The sequence below is a fragment of the Ancylomarina sp. YFZ004 genome (assembly GCF_054254355.1).
In genome coordinates, this window is sequence record NZ_JBTCHQ010000003.1 from 171585 (window position 1) to 192679 (window position 21095).

The 21095-nt window shown below is 34.8% G+C and carries 15 protein-coding genes; 7 read left to right on the plus strand and 8 right to left on the minus strand.

Annotated elements, in window-relative coordinates; translation table 11 throughout:
• Positions 1-156 precede the first annotated feature (156 nt).
• From ACXR6G_RS06325 to ACXR6G_RS06340, 4 genes are all read right to left on the minus strand, one after another.
• Positions 157-3246: a sensor histidine kinase gene (locus ACXR6G_RS06325; RefSeq protein ID WP_458360565.1), complete on the minus strand. Its 3090-nt coding sequence runs from the start codon at positions 3244-3246 to the stop codon at positions 157-159.
• 420 nt (positions 3247-3666) lie between these two features.
• Positions 3667-5169 (minus strand): hypothetical protein, encoded by a 1503-nt coding sequence (locus tag ACXR6G_RS06330; protein WP_458360566.1) that lies wholly within the window; start codon positions 5167-5169, stop codon positions 3667-3669.
• 359 nt (positions 5170-5528) lie between these two features.
• Entirely contained in the window at positions 5529-6062 is a 534-nt protein-coding gene (locus ACXR6G_RS06335; RefSeq protein ID WP_458360567.1) for a lipocalin family protein, read from the minus strand.
• A complete protein-coding gene (locus tag ACXR6G_RS06340; RefSeq protein ID WP_458360568.1) occupies positions 6047-6475 on the minus strand; it encodes a pyrimidine dimer DNA glycosylase/endonuclease V in 429 nt (142 codons plus the stop codon). The genes ACXR6G_RS06335 and ACXR6G_RS06340 overlap by 16 nt, the downstream gene beginning before the upstream one ends.
• Before the next feature lie 227 nt (positions 6476-6702).
• Between ACXR6G_RS06340 and ACXR6G_RS06345 the strand changes: the two genes are divergently transcribed.
• A complete protein-coding gene (locus ACXR6G_RS06345) occupies positions 6703-7797 on the plus strand; it encodes a gamma-glutamyl-gamma-aminobutyrate hydrolase family protein (RefSeq protein ID WP_458360569.1) in 1095 nt (364 codons plus the stop codon).
• Between the two features lie 100 nt (positions 7798-7897).
• Here the strand turns inward: ACXR6G_RS06345 and ACXR6G_RS06350 are convergent, their stop codons facing one another.
• From ACXR6G_RS06350 to ACXR6G_RS06360, 3 genes are all read right to left on the minus strand, one after another.
• Complete coding sequence (locus tag ACXR6G_RS06350; RefSeq protein WP_458360570.1) at positions 7898-10270, minus strand: ABC transporter permease; 2373 nt, start codon at positions 10268-10270, stop codon at positions 7898-7900.
• A 490-nt stretch (positions 10271-10760) separates the two neighbouring features.
• Positions 10761-10937, minus strand: coding sequence for a hypothetical protein (locus ACXR6G_RS06355; protein WP_458360571.1), 177 nt, complete (start codon positions 10935-10937; stop codon positions 10761-10763).
• Positions 10938-11116: 179 nt separating this feature from the next.
• On the minus strand, positions 11117-11533 hold the full coding sequence (locus tag ACXR6G_RS06360) for a hypothetical protein (RefSeq protein WP_458360572.1): 417 nt from the start codon (positions 11531-11533) through the stop codon (positions 11117-11119).
• Between the two features lie 380 nt (positions 11534-11913).
• Here ACXR6G_RS06360 and ACXR6G_RS06365 point away from each other — a divergent pair, with 380 nt between their 5' ends.
• From ACXR6G_RS06365 to ACXR6G_RS06390, 6 genes are all read left to right on the plus strand, one after another.
• On the plus strand, positions 11914-12225 hold the full coding sequence (locus ACXR6G_RS06365) for a hypothetical protein (RefSeq protein ID WP_458360573.1): 312 nt from the start codon (positions 11914-11916) through the stop codon (positions 12223-12225).
• A gap of 675 nt (positions 12226-12900) precedes the next feature.
• Positions 12901-13296, plus strand: a complete 396-nt coding sequence (locus tag ACXR6G_RS06370) for a hypothetical protein (RefSeq protein ID WP_458360574.1) — start codon at positions 12901-12903, stop codon at positions 13294-13296.
• Between the two features lie 248 nt (positions 13297-13544).
• Positions 13545-13856 carry a hypothetical protein gene (locus ACXR6G_RS06375; RefSeq protein ID WP_458360575.1) on the plus strand — a complete coding sequence of 104 codons (312 nt, stop codon included), beginning with the start codon at positions 13545-13547 and terminating at the stop codon, positions 13854-13856.
• Between the two features lie 144 nt (positions 13857-14000).
• Positions 14001-15527, plus strand: a complete 1527-nt coding sequence (locus tag ACXR6G_RS06380; RefSeq protein WP_458360576.1) for an efflux RND transporter periplasmic adaptor subunit — start codon at positions 14001-14003, stop codon at positions 15525-15527.
• Between the two features lie 103 nt (positions 15528-15630).
• Positions 15631-18720: an efflux RND transporter permease subunit gene (locus ACXR6G_RS06385; protein ID WP_458360577.1), complete on the plus strand. Its 3090-nt coding sequence runs from the start codon at positions 15631-15633 to the stop codon at positions 18718-18720.
• Entirely contained in the window at positions 18717-19892 is a 1176-nt protein-coding gene (locus ACXR6G_RS06390; protein ID WP_458360578.1) for a TolC family protein, read from the plus strand. The genes ACXR6G_RS06385 and ACXR6G_RS06390 overlap by 4 nt, the downstream gene beginning before the upstream one ends.
• 362 nt (positions 19893-20254) lie before the next feature.
• Here the strand turns inward: ACXR6G_RS06390 and ACXR6G_RS06395 are convergent, their stop codons facing one another.
• Positions 20255-20974: a protein-L-isoaspartate(D-aspartate) O-methyltransferase gene (locus tag ACXR6G_RS06395; protein WP_458360579.1), complete on the minus strand. Its 720-nt coding sequence runs from the start codon at positions 20972-20974 to the stop codon at positions 20255-20257.
• Between the last annotated feature and the right edge of the window lie 121 nt (positions 20975-21095).

Sequence of the window (21095 nt, forward strand, 5' to 3'; positions counted from 1 at the left end):
TATTCAATCTGCCTACAAACCAATAAAAGACTTTAAAGTATGATAAAAACAACAAGTTTATTTAGAATAAATAAGTACAATATTAATGAGTTTTATAATAAAAGCTTGTTTGTAGACTAAGATGAAGAGTTAATAAGGAAGCAATAAATGGCTTTATTATTTATCTAAGGGAATAAACACTGAGAAAACTGTGCCCATATCCTTCTCGCTGGTAACTTCAATTCTACCCCCATTTAAATCAATAAATTCTTTGGATAACATGAGTCCAAAACCTGTACCGGTTTCATCTGTCGTTCCCACCGTAGAGCTAATGGCATCTATACGAAAAAGCTGATCCAGTCTCTCTTGACTCATTCCAACCCCATGATCCTTTATTTTAATCATAGCCATATCGCTCATTTCTTCAATTTCTAGATTAATTATATCCTCTGAATAAGAATACTTTATGGCATTAGAAATCAAATTTCGAATTACGGTATCAAGCATATACTTGTCTGCTTTTACAAACAAATCCTGGAATTCGCCCCTAATCTTTATTTTTTTAACAGCAGCAAGTTTTTGATGAATTTCCAAATTATTCTGCATAAGAATCCTCAAATTGATGGATTCAATATTTGCTTTCAGATTACCCTTTTGCACATTAGCCCATTCAAGCAAATTTTCAAGTAACTTAAAAGTATCATCTGAACTTTTATATATCATCTTGATCAATTCATCTTTTTCATCATCATCTAACTCTATAGTATGATCGACTAGCATTTGAGAAAACCCACGAATGGCATTAAAGGGGTTGCGCAAATCATGAGCTAATATTGAAATAAATTTATCCTTAGCCAAGTTGGCCGTTTCCAACTCCTGATTAACTTGTTTTAAATCTTTAGTCTTTTCGTTAATCATACGTCTTAATGTGAGCATTCTTAAATATGCTCTGTTTTTACTTGTTACATACGTGAGGTAAATTAAACCAATCATAAACAAAACAAAAATCACTAAACTATACCATCTCAAATACCAAACTTCATTAACTCGAATAGGTAAAATAGTTTCTTCACTCCAACAATAATTACCGTCATGTTTGGTACGTACTTTAAGTTGATAATTCCCTACTTTCAAATCCGATATTAGGATTTGATTTTTATCCGTCAATGGCAACCATTCTTTTTTATTATTCTCAGCACATTGGATACAATACTCAAATTGATTCTTTGATTGAGGATAAAACACACTGCTTATATCAAATAGGATCGTGGTATTCTTTATCACCTCATATTCCTTATCTAACAGGGAAGTTTGCTCATTTCCTAAAGCACCATAAATTAATGGTTTGGGACTTTTCCTAGAACTTTGTCCAGCATCAGCATAACTTAAACCATTACTTGTACCAAGCCATATTATACCTCTAGAATCAACCAACATATTCCCAATAAGAGATATCATAGATGGCAATCCATCATCAGTTGTAAATAGATTTAGATCATTCCCTTTTCTTCTAAAAACACCCTTACTTCCATTTATCCATAAATCACCTCCCTTATCCTTTGTCACTGAAACAACTCCCATCTCAGTGTACCGTCCTAAATCTAATCGCTCAACTTCTCCTTCACAATATTTAATTACACCTATTGAACTTCCAATAAATAAACTATCACCATCAACTTCGAGATCTGTTGTCCAAAACTCTTCACCCTTCATAAAATCAGCTTCAACACTAATATTCCTTATACTATCATCCTCTTTTTTATATTGGTATAAATAAGTTCCTGACTTAGCTCCAGAAATAATTAGATCAGTCTCATTAAAATACTCTACATCAAACACAATACGTTCTCCACCAAGTTGCTGTAAATATGATTTTTGGTTTCCATTCAACAGATCAAGCTTAAATAGTTCAGAATTACTGACGGCCCATGCTTCATATTTTGAATTGATAACAATATCAGTCACTTTCATATCCGACAACTTGAAATGAAACATGAGTTTGTGATCCTTATAACAATCAATCTCTCCTTTTTCATTCCCTACAAGTATCAAATTATTCCAAATACCCAACTTTGTTGAATTGTTTGTTTTTAATTTTAGATAAGTCTCGACACTGTAGTCTGGATTAACCCGATATACATCTTTACCATTTAAGAAGTAGACATATTTCCCATCCTTAGCTACATCATTCACATAATCAGCATTACCATTGAGTAGCTGGATCGAAAAGAATTGCTTTTCCATATGAACAACACCAGAGTTGGTAGCTGCCCACACACATCCATGGGTATCCCTGTACATATTATTGATAGTGAATGAAGGAAAGCCTCCTACAGGATAAATCCTAATTTGAGGTTGGCAACATATTTCTACTAAACCTTGAAACCAAGTGCCCACTAAAAAACGATCATTTTTTATCGGAATAATACAGGATGCTACAATATAGGGATCCAATATTTTTTTCTCCAAAATACGGCCATCAGAAGAGCATTTGTAATTCATTAAACCTTTAGACGTTCCTAAAAGAAACTCATTACTCCTATGTAAAAATATAGAGTGAACAATAAAATCAGCTTTCTCATTTATCTCTTCAAAGGAATTCGTTCCCTCATTTAATCTATAAAACCACCCCTTTTGAGAAACAGTGATAATCTGGCCTTGATCCAACTCAACAAATTGATAAGAACGAGCAAATGACGTTGTTTTATTTTTCTCATCCATTTTATACTTGTACAACTCACTGTCGGTATAACAGAACACATCAGTATGATCGGCTATCCAAATTCGATTCTGACTATCTTCGAAAATATGCTTAGGAAAATGAGGATAAGTATCCCCATTGTTGCAATCGATAAATAGCTCCAAATAGTTAGCTTCTTTTCCATGCACCAATTTATAAATCGCATCATCAGCAATAACCAGAATTGTGTGGTCCTTAAGAACAGAAAAAGCTTTAAAAAAGGTTGATTTGCCTTTTGGGGGATTTATAATATGAAACTCATTGCGAATAAGTGCATATAAACCATTATCTGTGGCGAAATGAGGTATCCCATATCCATCAGTTACAATATCTTTAATCAACTCTTCAGGTAGATTATTCCCTTTATTATATTCGCTCAGACTAAAAACCGTACGTTGAGCTATAGAAGACACTACAGATAGAGAAAGTATCAATAGGCTAATAAGCGATATCCTACGTAGAAATGAATTCATATAAGCCATATATTTAATAGTGTTACTGGCTAAAATAAGAATAAAACTTTCCATAAAAAAATATTTCAATTAAATACAGACATAAAGATCTTCTTCCTTACAAGCTCTCTAATAACATTTATATCAATTATTTGACAACTATCCAGTTTGGTTAAATTTTCTTCAAGTCTATTCTCAAGCAGTAATAACAAATAAACAATAAATTAATTCAAAGAAATCTAATATTTCTGCTTTGATATATTCCAATTTGCGTCGAAAAATCACTTTTGTAAAAAACACCTTCTAGCTTAAGTTGACACTTAGCTGGAAGGTGTATTATTCAAGAGTAAAAGCTTAATTAGCTTGCGAAGAGATACATTAATAATATATTAACTATCATCGCAACTCTTTTCATGCACATAGGTTATATTTTCTATCACTTATTAATTTTCATTTCTTTAGGCTACATATAGATATTCAAGCAGTTAGAGATAATTAACTCGCCTGTTCTTCATATTTTTTTGATTCAGAAAGGGTCACATCAACTTCATTACACACAATCGATCTTGCATTTGAAAGATCAATTGTTTTTTGTTTCTCAATCTGCCCATTTAAGTCGACATTTTGCTTAGCTAAGCCCTTAAACTTATTGGCTAAAGAATAAAAAACCTTCATGACTTGTGCCACAATCAAACCTAGGGTGTTCAGTATCAAAAGACCTAACAACTTCCCTAAAGAATAATCTTTCAAGGTCAGATTTTCTTCATTAATACTTTCTGAAGTCAATTCGGCTTCATTTCCTTGCTTGATGTAAGAATGAAATTCTTCATAATTTGCTTCTTGCATGGCATCTATTTTTAAATTATAATCTTTCAAACGAAACAGATTTTCATATCCTGCTTCATAATACGAATTCAAATCCACTTCATCATTTAACTTTAGCAAAAGACTCAACTTATCAATAAAGCTAAAGGTCATTTCCGAACTTGACTGTGTTTGCTTATTTATTAGGCAATCCCCTTCAGGGGTATTGTTATGCGTTATAAAACGGAAGGTTCTTACCACAAGCTTATCATCTATCAAATCACAAACCAAGTAACCTACATTAATCTGATACAGATTAATAGGTAATAATAGATTCCCCTTATATTGTTGAAACGCATCAAAGTGTCTTAGATTAAAACTCAAAATTTCATTCAGTCCTTGCTGATCGAAGATATCCAAACACTCTTGTAATCGAGTTAAAGCATCGGATTGAATATACAAATTCAATTCATTTTTGTTTCCTGAATAATGAGATCCAAGCTTCTCTTTAGGAATATTAAGCCAATTAGCACTGGACGAAATTAATGGATTAACCACTTTATAAACTGATTGAAGGGTTCGATGAATCATCATAGATTCTTGTCTAGCCCAATTAAGAGAAATAACAGGGGTTAATATTTTACTTAAGTTGCCTTGTCCATTACTGCGTTGCATTTCGAAAGAATAGCAATGCTTACGAATATCGTTCAGACGACTTATCAGCATGAATAAACAAGCTGTATACATATTGGGAACTCCCTTCAGCATAGATACTCCCTCGAGTATTGGTATAGCAAAGGCTTCTTTTAAATGCCCTGTACGCTTCCTATTCTTAATTCCATGGTACAAGACATGTAAGAATGCTGCCAGTATATTATAATCTAGAAGGCTAATCTCTTTACCTTCATGACTCACTTTAAAAGTGCGTATAATTTGTTGATACTTTTCACCGAAATCCTTTAATTCAGAATCACTTATAGTATTTTCAGGAGCCCTTTGAGGCGAATTAATACACCATATCAAACTGAAAATCATTTGCTTCTCCTTAAATCTCAAAAGATCTACGGATGGGGATCCATATAGATGGGTTTCTAAAACATGAGATAATCGTTCTTCGAAATACTGAAAGGCATTACAAGACTCAAGTCCTTGAATCCCTACAATCTTCTTATGTAGTGTTTGCCTTTTCATCATCATGTCATGTATTAGATTTACCTTCTACTGGTCATTAAGACTTCATTTTACTTAAATATATACAATTAAAGAATTTGAAAATTAGAATATATATTTTAAAAAAGCAAGCTTTATGACGATTAATTCACTAAAAAGCGACTCTAGTCATCATTTTAGATGCATTCAAGATAAAAAACAAGCCTTTTGTCATAAATCATTAAAGTCAATATTTTATACAAAACTCCGACTCAGTTTTAAATAATAAATGTTAATTAAGGTTTAATATTTCTTATTTAGACATGAAAAATGAGCCTATAGATTAACTATCGACTCATATATTTCATTAATCAGAATTGATAAACTAAATTATCCCTCTGCTCTTAGTTTGTTTTTTGTTTAACTCTAATGAGTTTACTCGTATCGTAGCCCCTATTCTTTATTCTCACTAATAAATCACTATACAAGCTTTCTTTCATTATTGGTTGACGTGAGAGAATCCATAGGTAATTATCAGACTGACTACCAACAACAGCCCACTGATAATCTTCATCTAATTCAAAAACCAGATAATCGCTATAGAAAATCCAAAAGAAAGACACCCTCAACTTTGAGGCTTCCATGGGGTTGGGAATCTTGGCTTTGCCAATAGCTTCAGACTTTTCCCCATCAAGAGTCTCCTTGTAGGCACTATTTACGACCTTTATCTTTCCATCTTCTCGATATGAGTAAGTTGCCTTTACTCCAACCAAGTCTCTTTCAAAACGATGATCAAAACGGGCAATCTCATACCACGAACCCAAATACTTATCGATGTCAAAGTCTTTCACAACCGTTTTATCTGTTTTTGTATCCTGTGCTTTACATGAACTCAATAATAACACAAAGACAAAAAGCAAGCTTATATTTTTTCCCATTCTTCAATTTCTCCTTCAATTTCATTAAATAAAGGATGTATTTCAATACATCCTAAAGACAACAGTTCAGCATATTTTATCTCATCCCTTAAGCGTAATTTCTTAAGGAGATGCTCTTTTTCAAATTCAACTTGTCCCTTGTTTAGCTTGATTCTTTTAATCAACTCAAGGTTCTCATATTTTCTATTATCAAACTTATAGCCTCTTGCATTCGCTTCCTGCCAGACAATACTTAAGTAATAATGAATTGATAATAAGGGATCATTTGACTTTTTAAATCGATCCAGTTGTGGGTGATTATTATAAGCTTTTGTTTGACCCTCCAATACATTTTTAGCCAATAGAGTCTCTCGCCAGAGTGCTACAAGCCCTTTAGCATCTAGATATTTTGGGTGTAAAGACCATATTCTCATTCTCTTTTTTTTAAGTCAGTCATCTAAAGTTATTAAAAAAAATAAGTTGACCGCCTTTTTCACGAATCAACTTAAATACTAGACTTGGAGGATCTTATAAACAAGGTTTAGCCTACATCATTACGATTGCTTACAGCTAGCTCTTTGGGAATATGTAGTTTTCAGATATAAAAGCTTATTTTTGGATAAGACTTAACAGACCTCAAACTAACTGAAAGAAAAACACAATGAAATTCAAATTACTCTTACTCCTGCTTTTACCGGTCACTCTTTTGCAGGCACAACTTCTAAAGCCATTACCCGACAATCTGAATAAACGCATTCTAATTGCCCATCCTACAGCAACTAATATCGAAATCATGTCTACTTTGGCAAGTAAAGGCCTGCTTGATTTGGATTCTATTCAATTGATTGGTTTATATCACAGTGGAGAAAAATATGACTATACGAAAGCTCAAACTGTATTGGATACCATTACAACACTAAATATGCAGTTACTTGAACTTATAGATAATATAACTACAGATAAACTATATGGAAACAATGAGTTAAGTGATGAATTCAACGAATTATTTATCAATAGTGATGCTGTCTTTTTCTTTGGTGGGCCGGATATTCCAGCAGAGCTTTATAACGAAGTGCAGAATCCATTAACTAAAGTTTACGATCCATATCGTCATTATTTTGAGACTTCTTTCATCTTTCACCTACTGGGAGGTTCTCAAGATAAAAGCTATAAGGCTTTACTTAAACAAAAGCCCAATTATTTAATACATGGCATTTGCCTGGGCATGCAAAGCATGAATATAGCCACAGGTGGCAGCTTAATTCAGGATATCCCATCAGAAATATACAATGGCGTGGAAAGTGAAGGTCTGGCTAAACTGGGACAAAATGAGATTCACAGAAACTATTACAGACAAATGCCCGAGAATGATGAGCTAGAACTCACTGGCTTTCACTTTCACCAGATCAACTTCAAAGGGTCTTTCTTTTCTAAACTAACGGGAATAAATAAAAAGGATAGTCCACTGGTCAATTCTTATCACCATCAGGCAATTGAGAAGCTAGGTAAAGGCTTTAAAGTTTCAGCACTCTCTACCGATGGAAAGATTATTGAAGCCATTTACCACAAGAGATATCCAAACGTCTTTGGTATTCAGTTCCATCCTGAACGATCAGGCTTTTATAACCCTAAGGATAAAGTACAATTCACACCTCAAGGTGAGGCTAAGTTCTTCCCTGAGTGGATAGATGATGAAAGCATGGATTTCCATAAAGCTTATTGGAAGGCTATTAATGGAAGGTTGCAGGAATTATAAATCAATAAACCTGATAAAAAAACAAAGCACTCTAGATATCTAGAGTGCTTTGTTTTTTATTATCCTTATGTATTTTCAAAAATCACCTTTCTACAAAAACCTACTCGCATTTAATTGCTTCAACTGGATTCAACTTAGAAGCTCTATAGGATTGTATTAAAACGGTGACACTAACGACCAATACTGCAATTAGGAATGCTATGGCAAAGAACCACCACTGAATGTCAACTCTAACGGAGTAGTTACTTAGCCATTCGGACATAGCATAAACCGTTATGGGTATTGAAATAAGAGTCGCAACAAGCACATAAATAACATTTACTCTTAAAAACGAGTATATAATAGTAGAACTAGAACAACCCATAACCTTCTTAATACCAATCTCTTTTGTACGAGTTTGTGCTATAAATAGCGTTAAACCAAATAAACCGAATGAAGCTATCATCATGGTAAATAAGGCTGAAATTGTAATCACTGTACTCATGTTTTTTTCCTCAGAATACAAATCCTTAATTGTTTCTTCAATTGTAGAGTAAGTGAAAGCTTGATCTTTACAAATAGTCTTCCATGAATTCTTAATTTTAGGCAAAAGAATATCTAGCGTACCTTCCTTGTAGTGTATAGCAATTTGGCTGAGATATTTTTCGGTTATTGTAATCATTAATGGCGGTGTCTCGGAATGGAAAGAATGAAGATTAAAGTCTTTTACAACTCCAATAATATCATACTGAGAAGCCATCTGTTTGCCAACAGCATCTTCAATTCCAAATTGCTTGACTGCGGTTTCATTCAGGATACAAGCCTTTTTCGCATCACTTCCAAATTCATGAGAAAAATACCGCCCCGATTGTAAACTTACCCCCATGGTTTGCAAAAAATCGAAGTCAATGGCCATTCCTTCCACTTTAACCTGTTTCTCCTTGTCCTGAAAATGAGGCATCATCATCACCATAGACCTAGCCACTGGCAAGCAACTCATCGATCCAGCTGCATCAATCACATTAGGATTGGCTTTTATTGCATTCAATAAAGGCTTATAAGCTGTTTTATCCTTTATATCAATCAGCAAGACATTTGTATTATTAAAACCCGGATTTTTCTTTATTGAGTATTGATACTGCGATCGTATCGTAAATGCCGAAGCCAAAAAGAAACAGAAAATAACCAACTGCAGAACAATAAGAGATGAACGAAAGATATGCTTCTTCCTGCCCGTGAAATTCTGAGATTTAAGAATGCTCACAACCTTTAATCTTGATAAGCCAAGCGACGTATACAAACCTGATGCAAATCCTATGACGACAGTTAAAGTCAGATAGACCAACAAATAGGAAACAATATTTGATTTTATAATTGATAAATTAACACCAAACAGCTCTCTTGCATAAGGTAAGGCAATAAACATGAGTAGAATAGCAAATGGCAAAACAAGACTTGTTAACAAAACAGATTCAGCAAGAAACTGATATTTGATTTGTTCGTTTCTTGCGCCAAAAGTTTTTCGAACTCCTATTTCTTTAGCCCTTCGAGATGAAACGGCTGTTGAGAGTATGATATAATTGAATGCTGCGACCAAAATGATCAATAAAGCGATGCCCGAAAATAATTTGAGTGTACTCAGGTTACTAGTCATTCCGGCATTCTTAATATGAGATGAGTCAAGATATACATCATTCAAACTCTGTAATGAATAGATATCTTTAGCTTCCGGTCCCATATGTTTAGTCACTAAACTCTTAAACTGATTATCCACAGCATTTAGCTCGCTACCTTCAACAAGTCGTACCCAAGTTCTCCAAAAATCATGTTTCCAACTCTTATCAACATGATCAATTCCGAATGTCTCATTCAGGGGAGCTAAAGTCCATTCACTATTCACAAAACATTCGGCTTTAAATGTCGAATTCTCCGGAAGGTCTTCAAAAATAGCTTTTACTGTGAGGATCTCTTCCCTTTTATTAATTGTCGCTGTAATTTGTCTACCAAGAACATTAATATCAGAGAATAATTTCTCCGCCAAGTTTCTTGATAAGCATATGGCATGCTTGTCTTTAAGCAAATCACCTGTATTGGCACCATCTAATAAAGGCAGTGTAAAGACATCAAATACATCTGAGTTTGTTGCTACTGCACTTCTAATTCTGAGATCCTCTTCCTTATGCTTAATATTAAAACCTCTGAGATTACGAACATTGATCGCTTTTTCCACTTGTGGGAATTCTTCTTTTAGAGTAGAAGCTAAAATATACGGCGATCCCGCCCAGGTGCTTTTAAATTCCTGACTATAACGAATAGCCCGATAAACTGAATCCTTATTCTTATGGCAAGAATTATAAGAGAGTTCATTAATAACAAATAGTAGAATAATAAAAGAGACAGCCAATGCTATAGAAAGCCCCAGGATATTAATACTCGTAAAAACAAAGTTCTGTTTTAGATTTTGAAATGCTGTTTTTAAATAATTTCTAAACATGTGAGCTTATTAGGTTAGTAACACTCTAATTATATTTAAATAGATAACAGAACATGCATTGTGCTTAAGTTTCACATTCACTTAAAACAATTCTATCCCCCAATTCAACTTCGCTACATCTTGCAATCACCTGCATATTAATCATTAACAGAATTTCAGACTCTAGTAAAAATAATAAACTGTCAATAACGGGTACTACAAATATAGTAGACTATACATCAAACACGTTTTTTTTTACAAAACATTAACATTAATTTCTTAACAATAATAATTCTAATCATCAATCATCAGGCAGCACAATACTGGAGCTTTAAACTACTGTATTAAAAAAAACAAAAATGGAAACAATAAAGAAATTGAAGAATGCTCGGGTATTAATAGATTCTATAAAGCCTAGGCAGACTTCTAAAGTCTATCAAACTTGTTTGCTGTGAGACACACGAATGTTTCGGAACGGTATATATTCGGGCTCAGAAATCATGTATTTGATTTATTCAGGATATTTATCCCGATCCCACTTCCGGGGATTATCCCCTATGTATTTAGCTATACGATGATATTCAGCCTGATTGCGGATAATATGATCATGATAATTACTTTGCCAGAATTTATTTCTTCGATTATATTTCGGAATATCCAAAGCTTGCTCATCAATAAAATCATCCACCGCCGAAATTATGGCCGACTTAAAACCTGCTACAAACGACGATATCGACTTTGGCCTACGCACAGGTACAGACGCACGGCCGTGCGCCTCTGCGTAATGCGCATAAAAACACTTCACACTACCTACACAATCATATAATTAGCACTACAACACACAAATCGTAAAATTTTCATATCTAATTAACTTATCGTATTCCTGTATTCATCCAAGAGTTTCTCTCCTTCTGCAAAGTGGGTATCCAATAGCTTATACAAATCGGACATGTGATTGTTTCTACGGCGAACGAGCTTAATCAGCCACAAACTGAATAATGACACAGCCAAGAGTATACCCAAAGTAATACTTAGAAAACTCAGTTTCCCATCTTCATAAAGTGGCACGTCTGTCAAGCCAAAAACATCGGCTATGCTTTGACCTATATTCATAAATAAAGAAAACAAAAGCAGTAGACCGGAAGCAATAGAAACCAATCCAAAGAGCAGCCTTAAAATGAATAGCAACAAGCGCATACGGTAAACTGAGGGACTCCCCTTACATAGATCGGAATACCTGCCTTTTGACCCTTTTAACCAGTTTTCTATTTCGCTGTAGTTCATTCTGTTTTTTTTATATTTATCAATTTCAAATCCTTTTCATAGCAGGATTATTACTTGTCCTTCAAAATTAACAAAATATACTTAAAGAAGATTCCTATTGATATCTTTAAAGCAGACAAGGAAGCTCGTAAAAACTAATACGATTTCGCTATTTTGAATAAAAATGTTTGAAACATTCTAAAAGGTAGAGAATAGAAATTGAAGCAACAATTATAGTAAAGAGTCACTTACAAAGAAATTTAATAAGCGATCATTAAATTATACGATATGAATACTTCCTATTGAACAAATTTCATTTGCAATTCAGCATAATAACAGATATATTCACGTTTCCTATTTGAAATCAAAAATCAATACCATTATACTAACTTATTAGAACTATGAAAAAATTATTATTTGCCATTGCCATCTCAGGATTCCTATTTACTTCTTGTGGAAATAAAACAAAAGCTGCTACTGATGAAAAAGCTTCTTGTTCAAAGGAAAAAACAGAAGTAGCTGCTGAAGCTAAAACAGATTGTTCAAAAGGATGTCCTCATACTGCTGAAGCAAAAAAAGCTTGCTGTGAAGGAGAAAAACCAACAACAGAAACAACTGAAAAAGCATGCTGTTCAAAAGATAAAGCAGAAGCAACTGCTACAGCTAAAACAGATTGTTCAAAAGATTGCTCAAAAACTTGTAGCAAGAAATAATTTGCAATAAATATTATCACCTACAAAGAAACCATGAAATCTAATTTCATGGTTTCTTTTTGTTAAAATTTAGGTCTGTTGTATCATTAAACCTGTCAGCCCACCTGCAGCTGACAGCCTTATTTTACAATTCTTCTGCCTTATTACGCATACCTAATTAACTTATCGTATTCCTGTATTCATCTAAAATATTTTCCCCTTCTACAAAGTGGGTATCCAATAGCTTATACAAATCGAACATGTGATTGTTTCTACGGCTAACCAGCTTAATCAGCCACAAACTGAATAGGGATATAGCAAATAGCATACCTAAGTAATACTCAGGAAACTCAATTTCCCTTCTTCGTAAAGTAGCTGTCAGCTTACTTATTCACAAATTAAGACTAGAGCATACGGGACCCAAAGCCTCTAAAACTTCACGATCGTCGACTAAAATCACTAGGGATTGAGTCTACACCTTTTTATACTAGGAATCTTATAGCCTTATAAACTGAACTTAGCCATATCATATTTTTTTATCAATAAGAAAATCGCTTTGATACACTCACCTACAATACAATAAGATCATAAAAGCAATAAGACAATCACTACAAATTATCATTATTTCATATCTAACAATTTGCATATCGAGAATAAAAACTTAGTTTTGATGCAGATATATCATTTATGAGGAAGATGAATAAACAAATAGTGAGTCTTTTTTTAGTATTGCCAATCCTGGTAATGCTAGCTCATGATATTATTCCTCACCATCATCATGACACGCACACTTCGGCTAATTTTGTGAAAGTTGAACACACTCATCTTGATGGGGCATCTTCACATTGTCAGGCACACGAAAGCACACAGCACCTTTCACATTCTCACCAAGAGAATAAAAGCGAGTGCTGTTCTTTTGTTAATTTGCGTTTTTTCAAGGATTTAAAGTTTCAGGTTTATCTCAGTCATATCATTCTCGATATACTGCCTCCAAATGAAGATATTCCTGTAAAACACTACGTAAGCAATCATATAAGCATACCCGAACCCTATCGGGAATCTACTGGCCTACGTGGTCCTCCTCGCGTCTAAACTATTTTACAAAATCAAGCTCTTTTCTCTTTTATTTTATTAAATTAGATTTGCTTTTTTCGGTTCTATAATTCTTTATAGTTCACTGAGAGAAATGATTTTGTAGATATCAGAAACATGTATACCCCGTTGTATTCGTACAACATTTATTGATAATTATTTAACTAACAATCAGAGGTGGTTTTTTGCCATTTTGTACTGATTGAAGTATAAAATGGCATGGGTCGATCTCTAAACAAACATCTCACATGAAAAAAGTATTATTTGCTTTAGCAATTTGTGGTTTAGCATTTACCTCTTGCAATAACACTGGTAAAAAAGCTAAAAAAGAAGAAGTTCACCAACATGAAGGTCACGACCACGAAGGACATGATCATGGAACTGAAGGACATGAGCACGATCAAGAGGAATTCAAAGCAGATTCTACTACAACGGGTTGTGCAGCCAGCAAAACAGGCTGTACTGCTGATGAGAAGAAATCTTGCTGCGATTCTAAAAAAGTAGAAGATGAGCATGAAGCTCATGATCACGATCACGCTGATGGCGATCACAAACATTAAAAACTAGAATAGGGTTGGCAATTCGCCTTCCCTACTCTTTCCCGTACTAATTATCAATAGTCAACATAAAGAATAATGGCCTTTGCCTGTCTTACAAAATCTGTAATAGGCCAAGTCATCCTAGCATTATAAATATCTCACACAATGAATAAAATATATTTGATAGCCATTGGCTTATCACTATCCATAGTAGCCTGCAAGCCATCTAGCCCTTCTGGTCATGAAGGTCATTCTCACGATGAAGTTTCGGGAGGTGCTGCACATGTAGAACACACTAACCAAACCCTTACCATTTTTTCAGATAAGACTGAAATATTTGCTGAATTCCATCCCTTGGTTGTGGGGCAGGTCTCAAAATTCTTAACGCATTTAACGCGTCTGGATACTTATAAACCCTATAGCGAAGGGAAAGTTACTATTACTTTAATTGATAAAGATGGCAATGGTATCCGTAAAACAGCTGATAAACCCAGTTCTTTGGGAATATTCACACCAAGTTTAAAACCTAAAAGTGCTGGTTTATATACCTTAATCGTTGAAATCGATTCAAAATTTGGCAAGGAACGCTTCGAAGCTAAGAATATTGAAGTTTATGCCTCTGAAGAAAAAGCGACTAAAGCTATAGCAGCTTTGCAGAAAGAGAATCAGACAAGCTTCTTAAAGGAACAAGCCTGGAAAATTGATTTCGGAACGGAAGATGTGAAGCATGGTATTTTTCACAAAATTATTAAGACAACCGGCGAATTGATTGCCTCGAGCAATAGTGAGATTCGTATTTCGGCTCAGTCTAGTGGTATTATTCATATGCCATCATCAGATATCGTGAATGGGAAAACGGTCAAGAAAAATGAAGCCATATTCTATATCTCAGGAAATGGTCTTTCTGGTAATTCTTTAACCAGTCGTTTTATCTTTTCTCGTTCAGAGTTTGAAAAAACACAAGCTAATTATAAAAGAGCTGAAGCTTTACGTGCCGATCAAATCATCTCTGAAAAGGAATTCAATGAGGCTAAATCAGATTTTGAGAAGGCCGATATTAACTTCCAGTTGATATCTAAGGACTATAGCACAAAGGGAATCAAAGTGGCTTCACCAGCTACAGGTTACGTGTGTAACGTTTTTGTGAAAGAAGGCGAATATGTTGAAAAAGGTCAAGTGATTGGCATAGTTGATAGAAACTCCAGCCTAATTCTAAAGGCTGATTTGTACCAGAAACATTTAACGCAGTTATCAAAAATACAATCTGCAAACTTTAAGCTACCCTATCGCGATGAAATCTATAATACGGATGAATTAGGTGGTAAGCTAATTGCCTATGGCCGTGATATCCATCAAGATGATTATACAACGCCTATTTTCTTCGAAGTCAACAAGATTCCCGAATTATATATGGGATCTTATGTGGAAGTGTATTTAAAATCGGAAAGTACTCGCAAGGTTTTAAGCATTAGCAAATCTGCTGTTTTAGAAGATCAATCTATCTTCTTTGTCTTTGTTCAAACTGAAGGTGAAAGCTATGAAAAACGTTTTGTTAGCATTGGATCGGATAATGGTAAGGAAGTTGAAATTACAAGTGGCTTAAAAGCTGGAGAACGTGTGGTAAGCAAGGGTGTTTATTTCGTAAAATTGGCTTCAATGTCTGGTGCATTACCATCTGGACACAATCATTAGAATTTAAGGATAATCACAAAACAGCAATCAAAAACAAAAGAATGCAAATCTTAAGTGCACTTTAAACTTTAGTACACTTAAGTTCACTTTAAACTTAAAAACTGTGTTAAATAATATCATACAATACGCACTGCACAATCGTATATTGGTCATGTTTGCGGCTTTTCTTCTGATTATTGGAGGTAGCTACACAACAGCTAATATGGATGTAGATGTGTTTCCAGATCTGACTGCCCCTACTGTGGTTGTTATGACTGAAGCACACGGAATGGCACCTGAAGAGGTGGAGAAACTTGTGACATTTCAAATAGAAACAGCCGTTAACGGTGCAACCAGTATCAGACGGCTACGTTCATCATCCTCTGCAGGATTCTCCATAGTTTGGGTAGAATTCGAATGGGGAACCGACATTTATCTGGCTCGCCAAATTGTGAGTGAGAAGTTGATGGCGATTTCAGATCTTCTTCCTAAAGGAACCGGAAGCCCCACTCTTGCACCACAATCATCCATTATGGGTGAAGTAATGATGATTGGCCTTCAGGCAGACAAGACTTCTGATATGGATCTGAGAACATTGGCTGACTGGAGTATTCGTCCGCAGTTACTGGCTCTTAATGGGGTTGCACAAATTGTTGTTACTGGTGGCGATTTCAAGCAATACCAGATTCTAGCTAACCCTCAGAAGATGCGTCATTATAATATTAGCCTGGATGAATTGATGAAAGCGGCTAATGCAACAAACGAAAATTCTGCAGGTGGCTTCATTAACGAATTTGGGAATCAATATAATATTCGTGGCATTGCCCGTACTTCTGATGTAGATGAACTAGGTAATTCGGTTGTTAAGGTTTATAAGAAATCTCCTGTACGAATTAGCGATATAGCTGAAGTCGTAGAGGCTCCTGCTCCCAGAATTGGTTTAGCTAGTGTTAATGCCAATTCAGCCGTTCTTTTAACGGTAAAGAAACAACCAGGTGTCAACACCCTAAAACTAACCGAAGAACTAGATCTGGCAATTGCTGATATCAAAAAAGGTTTGCCCGAGGATGTTACGGTAAACACGCATATTTTCCGTCAAGCCGATTTCATTGAGAACTCAATTGGTAATGTAAAGAAAGCTTTATACGAAGGATCAATCTTTGTTATTATCATTCTATTGGTATTCCTAATGAATTACCGCACAACGCTTATCTCATTACTGGCTATTCCATTATCGCTGCTATTTACGATCATTACTCTGAAGTTATTGGGTATTACTATTAATACCATGACTCTGGGAGGTATGGCTATTGCTATTGGTGACCTTGTGGATGATGCGATTATCGATGTTGAGAATGTTTATAAACGGCTTCGACAGAATTTTAAGCTTCCAATAGAAAAACGAGAGAAGTCACTTGTTGTGATTTATAGTGCTTCATGCGAAATTCGTTCTTCAATTATAAATGCAACTTTTATTATTATTGCAGCATTCATACCCCTTTTCTTCCTAACAGGTATGGAAGGTAGAATGCTTCAACCACTTGGAATTGCTTTTATTGTTTCGCTATTTGCGTCTTTGATTACGGCGCTTACCGTAACACCTGTTCTTTGTAGCTTTATGCTGACTAACGACAAAATGTTAGATCGTAAGGGGAAAGAAAGTTGGTTGGTTACTAATTTGAATAAGCTTTACGAAAAGTCATTAAATAAGGCCTTAGAGTTTAAATACTTCATTCTAGGATCGGCAACCGTCCTGTTTATTGCTTCGCTTATTATCATGAGCAGCTTGGGGCGTAATTTCCTTCCTGATTTTAATGAAGGATCGCTTACCATTACTGCGATTACAAAGCCAGGTATATCTCTTGAAGAATCAAACAAAATCAAGAATCTTGCAGAAAGAGCACTCATAACAATTCCTGAAGCTAGACTAACGGCTCGTCGTACAGGTCGTGCTGAATTGGATGAGCACTCATTTGGTGTGAATACATCAGAGATTGAAGTGCCATTCACATTAACGGATAGAACGAAGGCTGAATTCCTGGCAGAAGTCAGAAGTAAATTAGGTGAGATTGCAGGTGTTAACTTCGCAATAGGACAGCCTTTGAGTCACCGTATCGACCATATTCTATCGGGAACCAAAGCGAATATCGCCATTAAGATTTTTGGTAGCGATCTTTCCAAAATGTTTCAAATGGCCAATGAGATAAAGAGCTCTATTGAATCAATAGAAGGCGTTGTGGATATAAATGTGGAACAGCAAGTTGAGATTCCACAAATTCAGATTCGCCCTAAACGCGACATGCTGGCTAAGTATGGTATCTCCATCTCGAACTTCTCTGACTTTATTGATATCGCCTTTGCAGGTGAAAAGGTCTCAGATGTATTCGAAGGCGTTAAGGCTTTCGACTTGGTTGTTCGCTATAATGAAGAAAATCGTGGTAATATTAACGCACTTCGTAATGCTTTAATCGATACTTGGGATGGCAAGAAAATTCCTTTTAGCTATGTGGCGGATATTCAATCTCTATCGGGTCCAAACACGGTAAGTCGTGAAAATGTACAACGCAAGTTGGTTGTATCTGCCAATGTTGCAGAAAGAGACTTACGATCTGTTGTAACAGATATTAAAGCAGCAGTTGATCAGGACATCAAAATACCTGAAGAGTATCGTATTGAATTCGGAGGACAGTTTGAAAGTGAAGCAAAGGCATCGAAAACTTTAGCTTTGACTTCTATCATCTCGTTCTTGATTATCTTTTTATTATTGTTCCAGGAATTTCGTTCATTCCAATTGGCTAGTATTATTTTATTAAATTTACCTTTAGCATTAATTGGAGGTGTCTTTACCATTTACTTTACCTCTGGAATGCTAAGTATACCTGCTATTATCGGTTTCATTACCCTCTTTGGTATTGCCACCCGTAATGGTATTCTACTCATCTCAAATTATCAGAGTATGTTAGATAAAGGCTTGGAGATAAAAGAAATTATTGTTCAAGGATCGATCCACAGATTGAGCCCTATTTTAATGACCGCCTTAACTGCTGCCTTAGCCTTGGTTCCAATGGCTCTTGGAGGTGATGAACCAGGTAATGAAATTCAGAGCCCTATGGCTGTTGTGATTTTAGGTGGTTTATTAACGTCTACCCTACTAAATGTGTATATTATTCCTATTGTATATCTATTATTAAACTCTAAAAAGAAATCGATATGAGATCATTATTAATAGGTCTATTTGCTATAGGATTGAGTCTGAATGTTCAGGCTCAATCAGACCTAAAAGAGATTCTTCAGGCTGTGGAGACTAATAATTTGAGCTTGAAAGCACAGAACCAGTATATCGAATCTCAAAAGCTTGGCTACAAAACAGAAATGAATTTAGCCAATCCTGAAATTGAGTATGAAAAAAACTTCTCAGATTTAGATGGCAATCCTTATGAGATTCTTATCAGCCAGGATTTTGATTTCCCAACGGTTTATTTGCACAAGAATAAGATTAAGAAAGCTAAGACTGCTAATCTTGATAATTTAATACAGCAAAGTCGTCAGGAAATTCTCCTAAGTGCTAAAAAAACGTGTTTGAATCTTATCTATCAGAATAAAGTGATGGAGCAATTGACGATTCGTTATGAGAATGCTCAAAAGTTAGTTTCTTTCTTTCAGAAGAAGCTTGAAAAAGGTGATGCCAATATTTTAGAGATGAATAAGGTGAAGATTGTTTTATTGAACATCAAGAACCAACTTCAGCTTAGCAATACGCAAATCGCAAATCTAAAACAAGAGTTGAAACAACTTAATGGTGGTCACTCAATTGAATTCAAGACAGTTCTTTACCCTACCGTTTCACTTGAAGAAGACTTTTCAAAGCTTGAAATGGACGTTCTAAGCAATACCCCTAGCCTAAATAAACTGAAAGCTAATATGGATATTGCATCAAAACAGACCAGTCTGGCAAAGAATCAGGTATTACCTAAACTAAGTTTGGGTTACCGTTACTTGAACTCTGATATCAATAAGTCTTTTAATGGTATTAATGTGGGTATTAGCATTCCTCTGTGGGAAAGTAGAAATAAGGTTAAGTATGCTAAGCTTAATCAGCTTTCGCAAGAGAGTCAGTTTCTATCACAGGAGAAAATGGTTCTTTCAGATATTCAGAAAAACTATCAGAACTATCAGGGATTAAAAGCTTCTCTTGAAGAGTACCGCTTAATTCTTGATGGAAGTAATATGAATGAGCTATTGAAAAAAGCACTTGATTATGGACAGATTTCAAGCATTGAATACTTTATGGAAAGCATCTACTTCTACGAAAGTTACGATACTTACCTTCAAGTTGAGAAAGAATACCATTTAGCTCTTGCTAATTTGTTGAAGTACCAGCTATAAAAAGCAAGACCTTTAGTCATAATAGAACCTGACTAAAGTAATGTCACTTTATTAAACCAGTTGAATTATTTCAGCTGGTTTTTTCTATGCAATATTTTGATATCAAAACTAAGAGTATATGTCAAAAAAAATCACAACAAACCTTAGTCTGCTGTGATATACTTTATAATTTCTAAATAATAATAATCTATCCGTGCTATATAGAATCTCGTTTACTTTAATAGTTCTATCTCGAATGTGGTGGGTAAGCACAGTATTTTATCTATGGTGAATGTCTAGTTTACTTTAGACACTTTTATTCAGATACAAGATACCTTATAAAATGAACCATCCACCCAAAACAACATAAAGCCACTTAAACCTTAATACTCTTTACCACGTTCGTCGATCATAGGAACAAAACGAACAGGAATTACATCCTTTCTAACCAGCTCTCCATCTATCTTCTTAAGTAGAACCAAGCTTTTAACATTCTTTTCTCCTATTGGGATAACAAGACTACCATCTTCATCCAATTGATCAATCAAAGCTTGTGGTATTTTAGTCGGTGAACACGTTACAATAATGGCATCATAGGGCGCATGTTCTTCCCATCCTATATAACCATCACCCCATTTTAGATGAAGATTATCGTAATTCAATGACTCAATTGTCGTTTTAGCTTTTAAAGCAAGTCCTTCTACAATTTCAATGCTATAAACTTGTCTGCATAACTCTCCTAAAATTGCAGCCTGATAACCTGAGCCTGTTCCAATTTCAAGAACCTTACTCTTAGAATTAATATCCAAAAGCTGAGTCATAATACCAACAATATAAGGCTGAGATATGGTTTGTCCGAATCCAATAGGTAGAGGTGAATCCGAATAAGCTAAATGACGAAACTGACTGGGAACAAACAAATGTCTCTCGACTTTTTGCATAGCTTTAATCACAGCCCTTTCTTTAATTCCTCGGGCGGCAATCTGCTCCTTTACCATTTTATATCGCAATTCCTTATAATCCATCTCTTGAGCTCTAACTTCTCCATTCTGTCCACACAAAAACCCCAAAAAGAAGAAACTTATTAATAAGTATCTATTCATTATTCTCTTTTTTGTACAAAATAAAGTTACGATAATATCTTTAATATTTTTGTCCCTCAGGGGCATTCTTTATGTTTTGAATACATCCTTACAAATCATACGATATGATAGCTACAGAACA

Excerpts from the sequence above, each read along its gene's own strand:
- ACXR6G_RS06335 (WP_458360567.1), bottom strand. The coding sequence starts at position 6,062 with ATGGGAAAAAATATAAGCTTGCTTTTTGTCTTTGTGTTATTATTGAGT.
- ACXR6G_RS06375 (WP_458360575.1), top strand. The coding sequence starts at position 13,545 with ATGAAAAAAGTATTATTTGCTTTAGCAATTTGTGGTTTAGCATTTACC.
- ACXR6G_RS06345 (WP_458360569.1), top strand. The coding sequence starts at position 6,703 with ATGAAATTCAAATTACTCTTACTCCTGCTTTTACCGGTCACTCTTTTG.
- ACXR6G_RS06395 (WP_458360579.1), bottom strand. The coding sequence starts at position 20,974 with ATGAATAGATACTTATTAATAAGTTTCTTCTTTTTGGGGTTTTTGTGT.
- ACXR6G_RS06380 (WP_458360576.1), top strand. The coding sequence starts at position 14,001 with ATGAATAAAATATATTTGATAGCCATTGGCTTATCACTATCCATAGTA.
- ACXR6G_RS06370 (WP_458360574.1), top strand. The coding sequence starts at position 12,901 with ATGAATAAACAAATAGTGAGTCTTTTTTTAGTATTGCCAATCCTGGTA.
- ACXR6G_RS06330 (WP_458360566.1), bottom strand. The coding sequence starts at position 5,169 with ATGATGAAAAGGCAAACACTACATAAGAAGATTGTAGGGATTCAAGGA.
- ACXR6G_RS06340 (WP_458360568.1), bottom strand. The coding sequence starts at position 6,475 with ATGAGAATATGGTCTTTACACCCAAAATATCTAGATGCTAAAGGGCTT.
- ACXR6G_RS06360 (WP_458360572.1), bottom strand. The coding sequence starts at position 11,533 with ATGAACTACAGCGAAATAGAAAACTGGTTAAAAGGGTCAAAAGGCAGG.
- ACXR6G_RS06325 (WP_458360565.1), bottom strand. The coding sequence starts at position 3,246 with ATGGAAAGTTTTATTCTTATTTTAGCCAGTAACACTATTAAATATATG.
- ACXR6G_RS06350 (WP_458360570.1), bottom strand. The coding sequence starts at position 10,270 with ATGTTTAGAAATTATTTAAAAACAGCATTTCAAAATCTAAAACAGAAC.
- ACXR6G_RS06390 (WP_458360578.1), top strand. The coding sequence starts at position 18,717 with ATGAGATCATTATTAATAGGTCTATTTGCTATAGGATTGAGTCTGAAT.
- ACXR6G_RS06365 (WP_458360573.1), top strand. The coding sequence starts at position 11,914 with ATGAAAAAATTATTATTTGCCATTGCCATCTCAGGATTCCTATTTACT.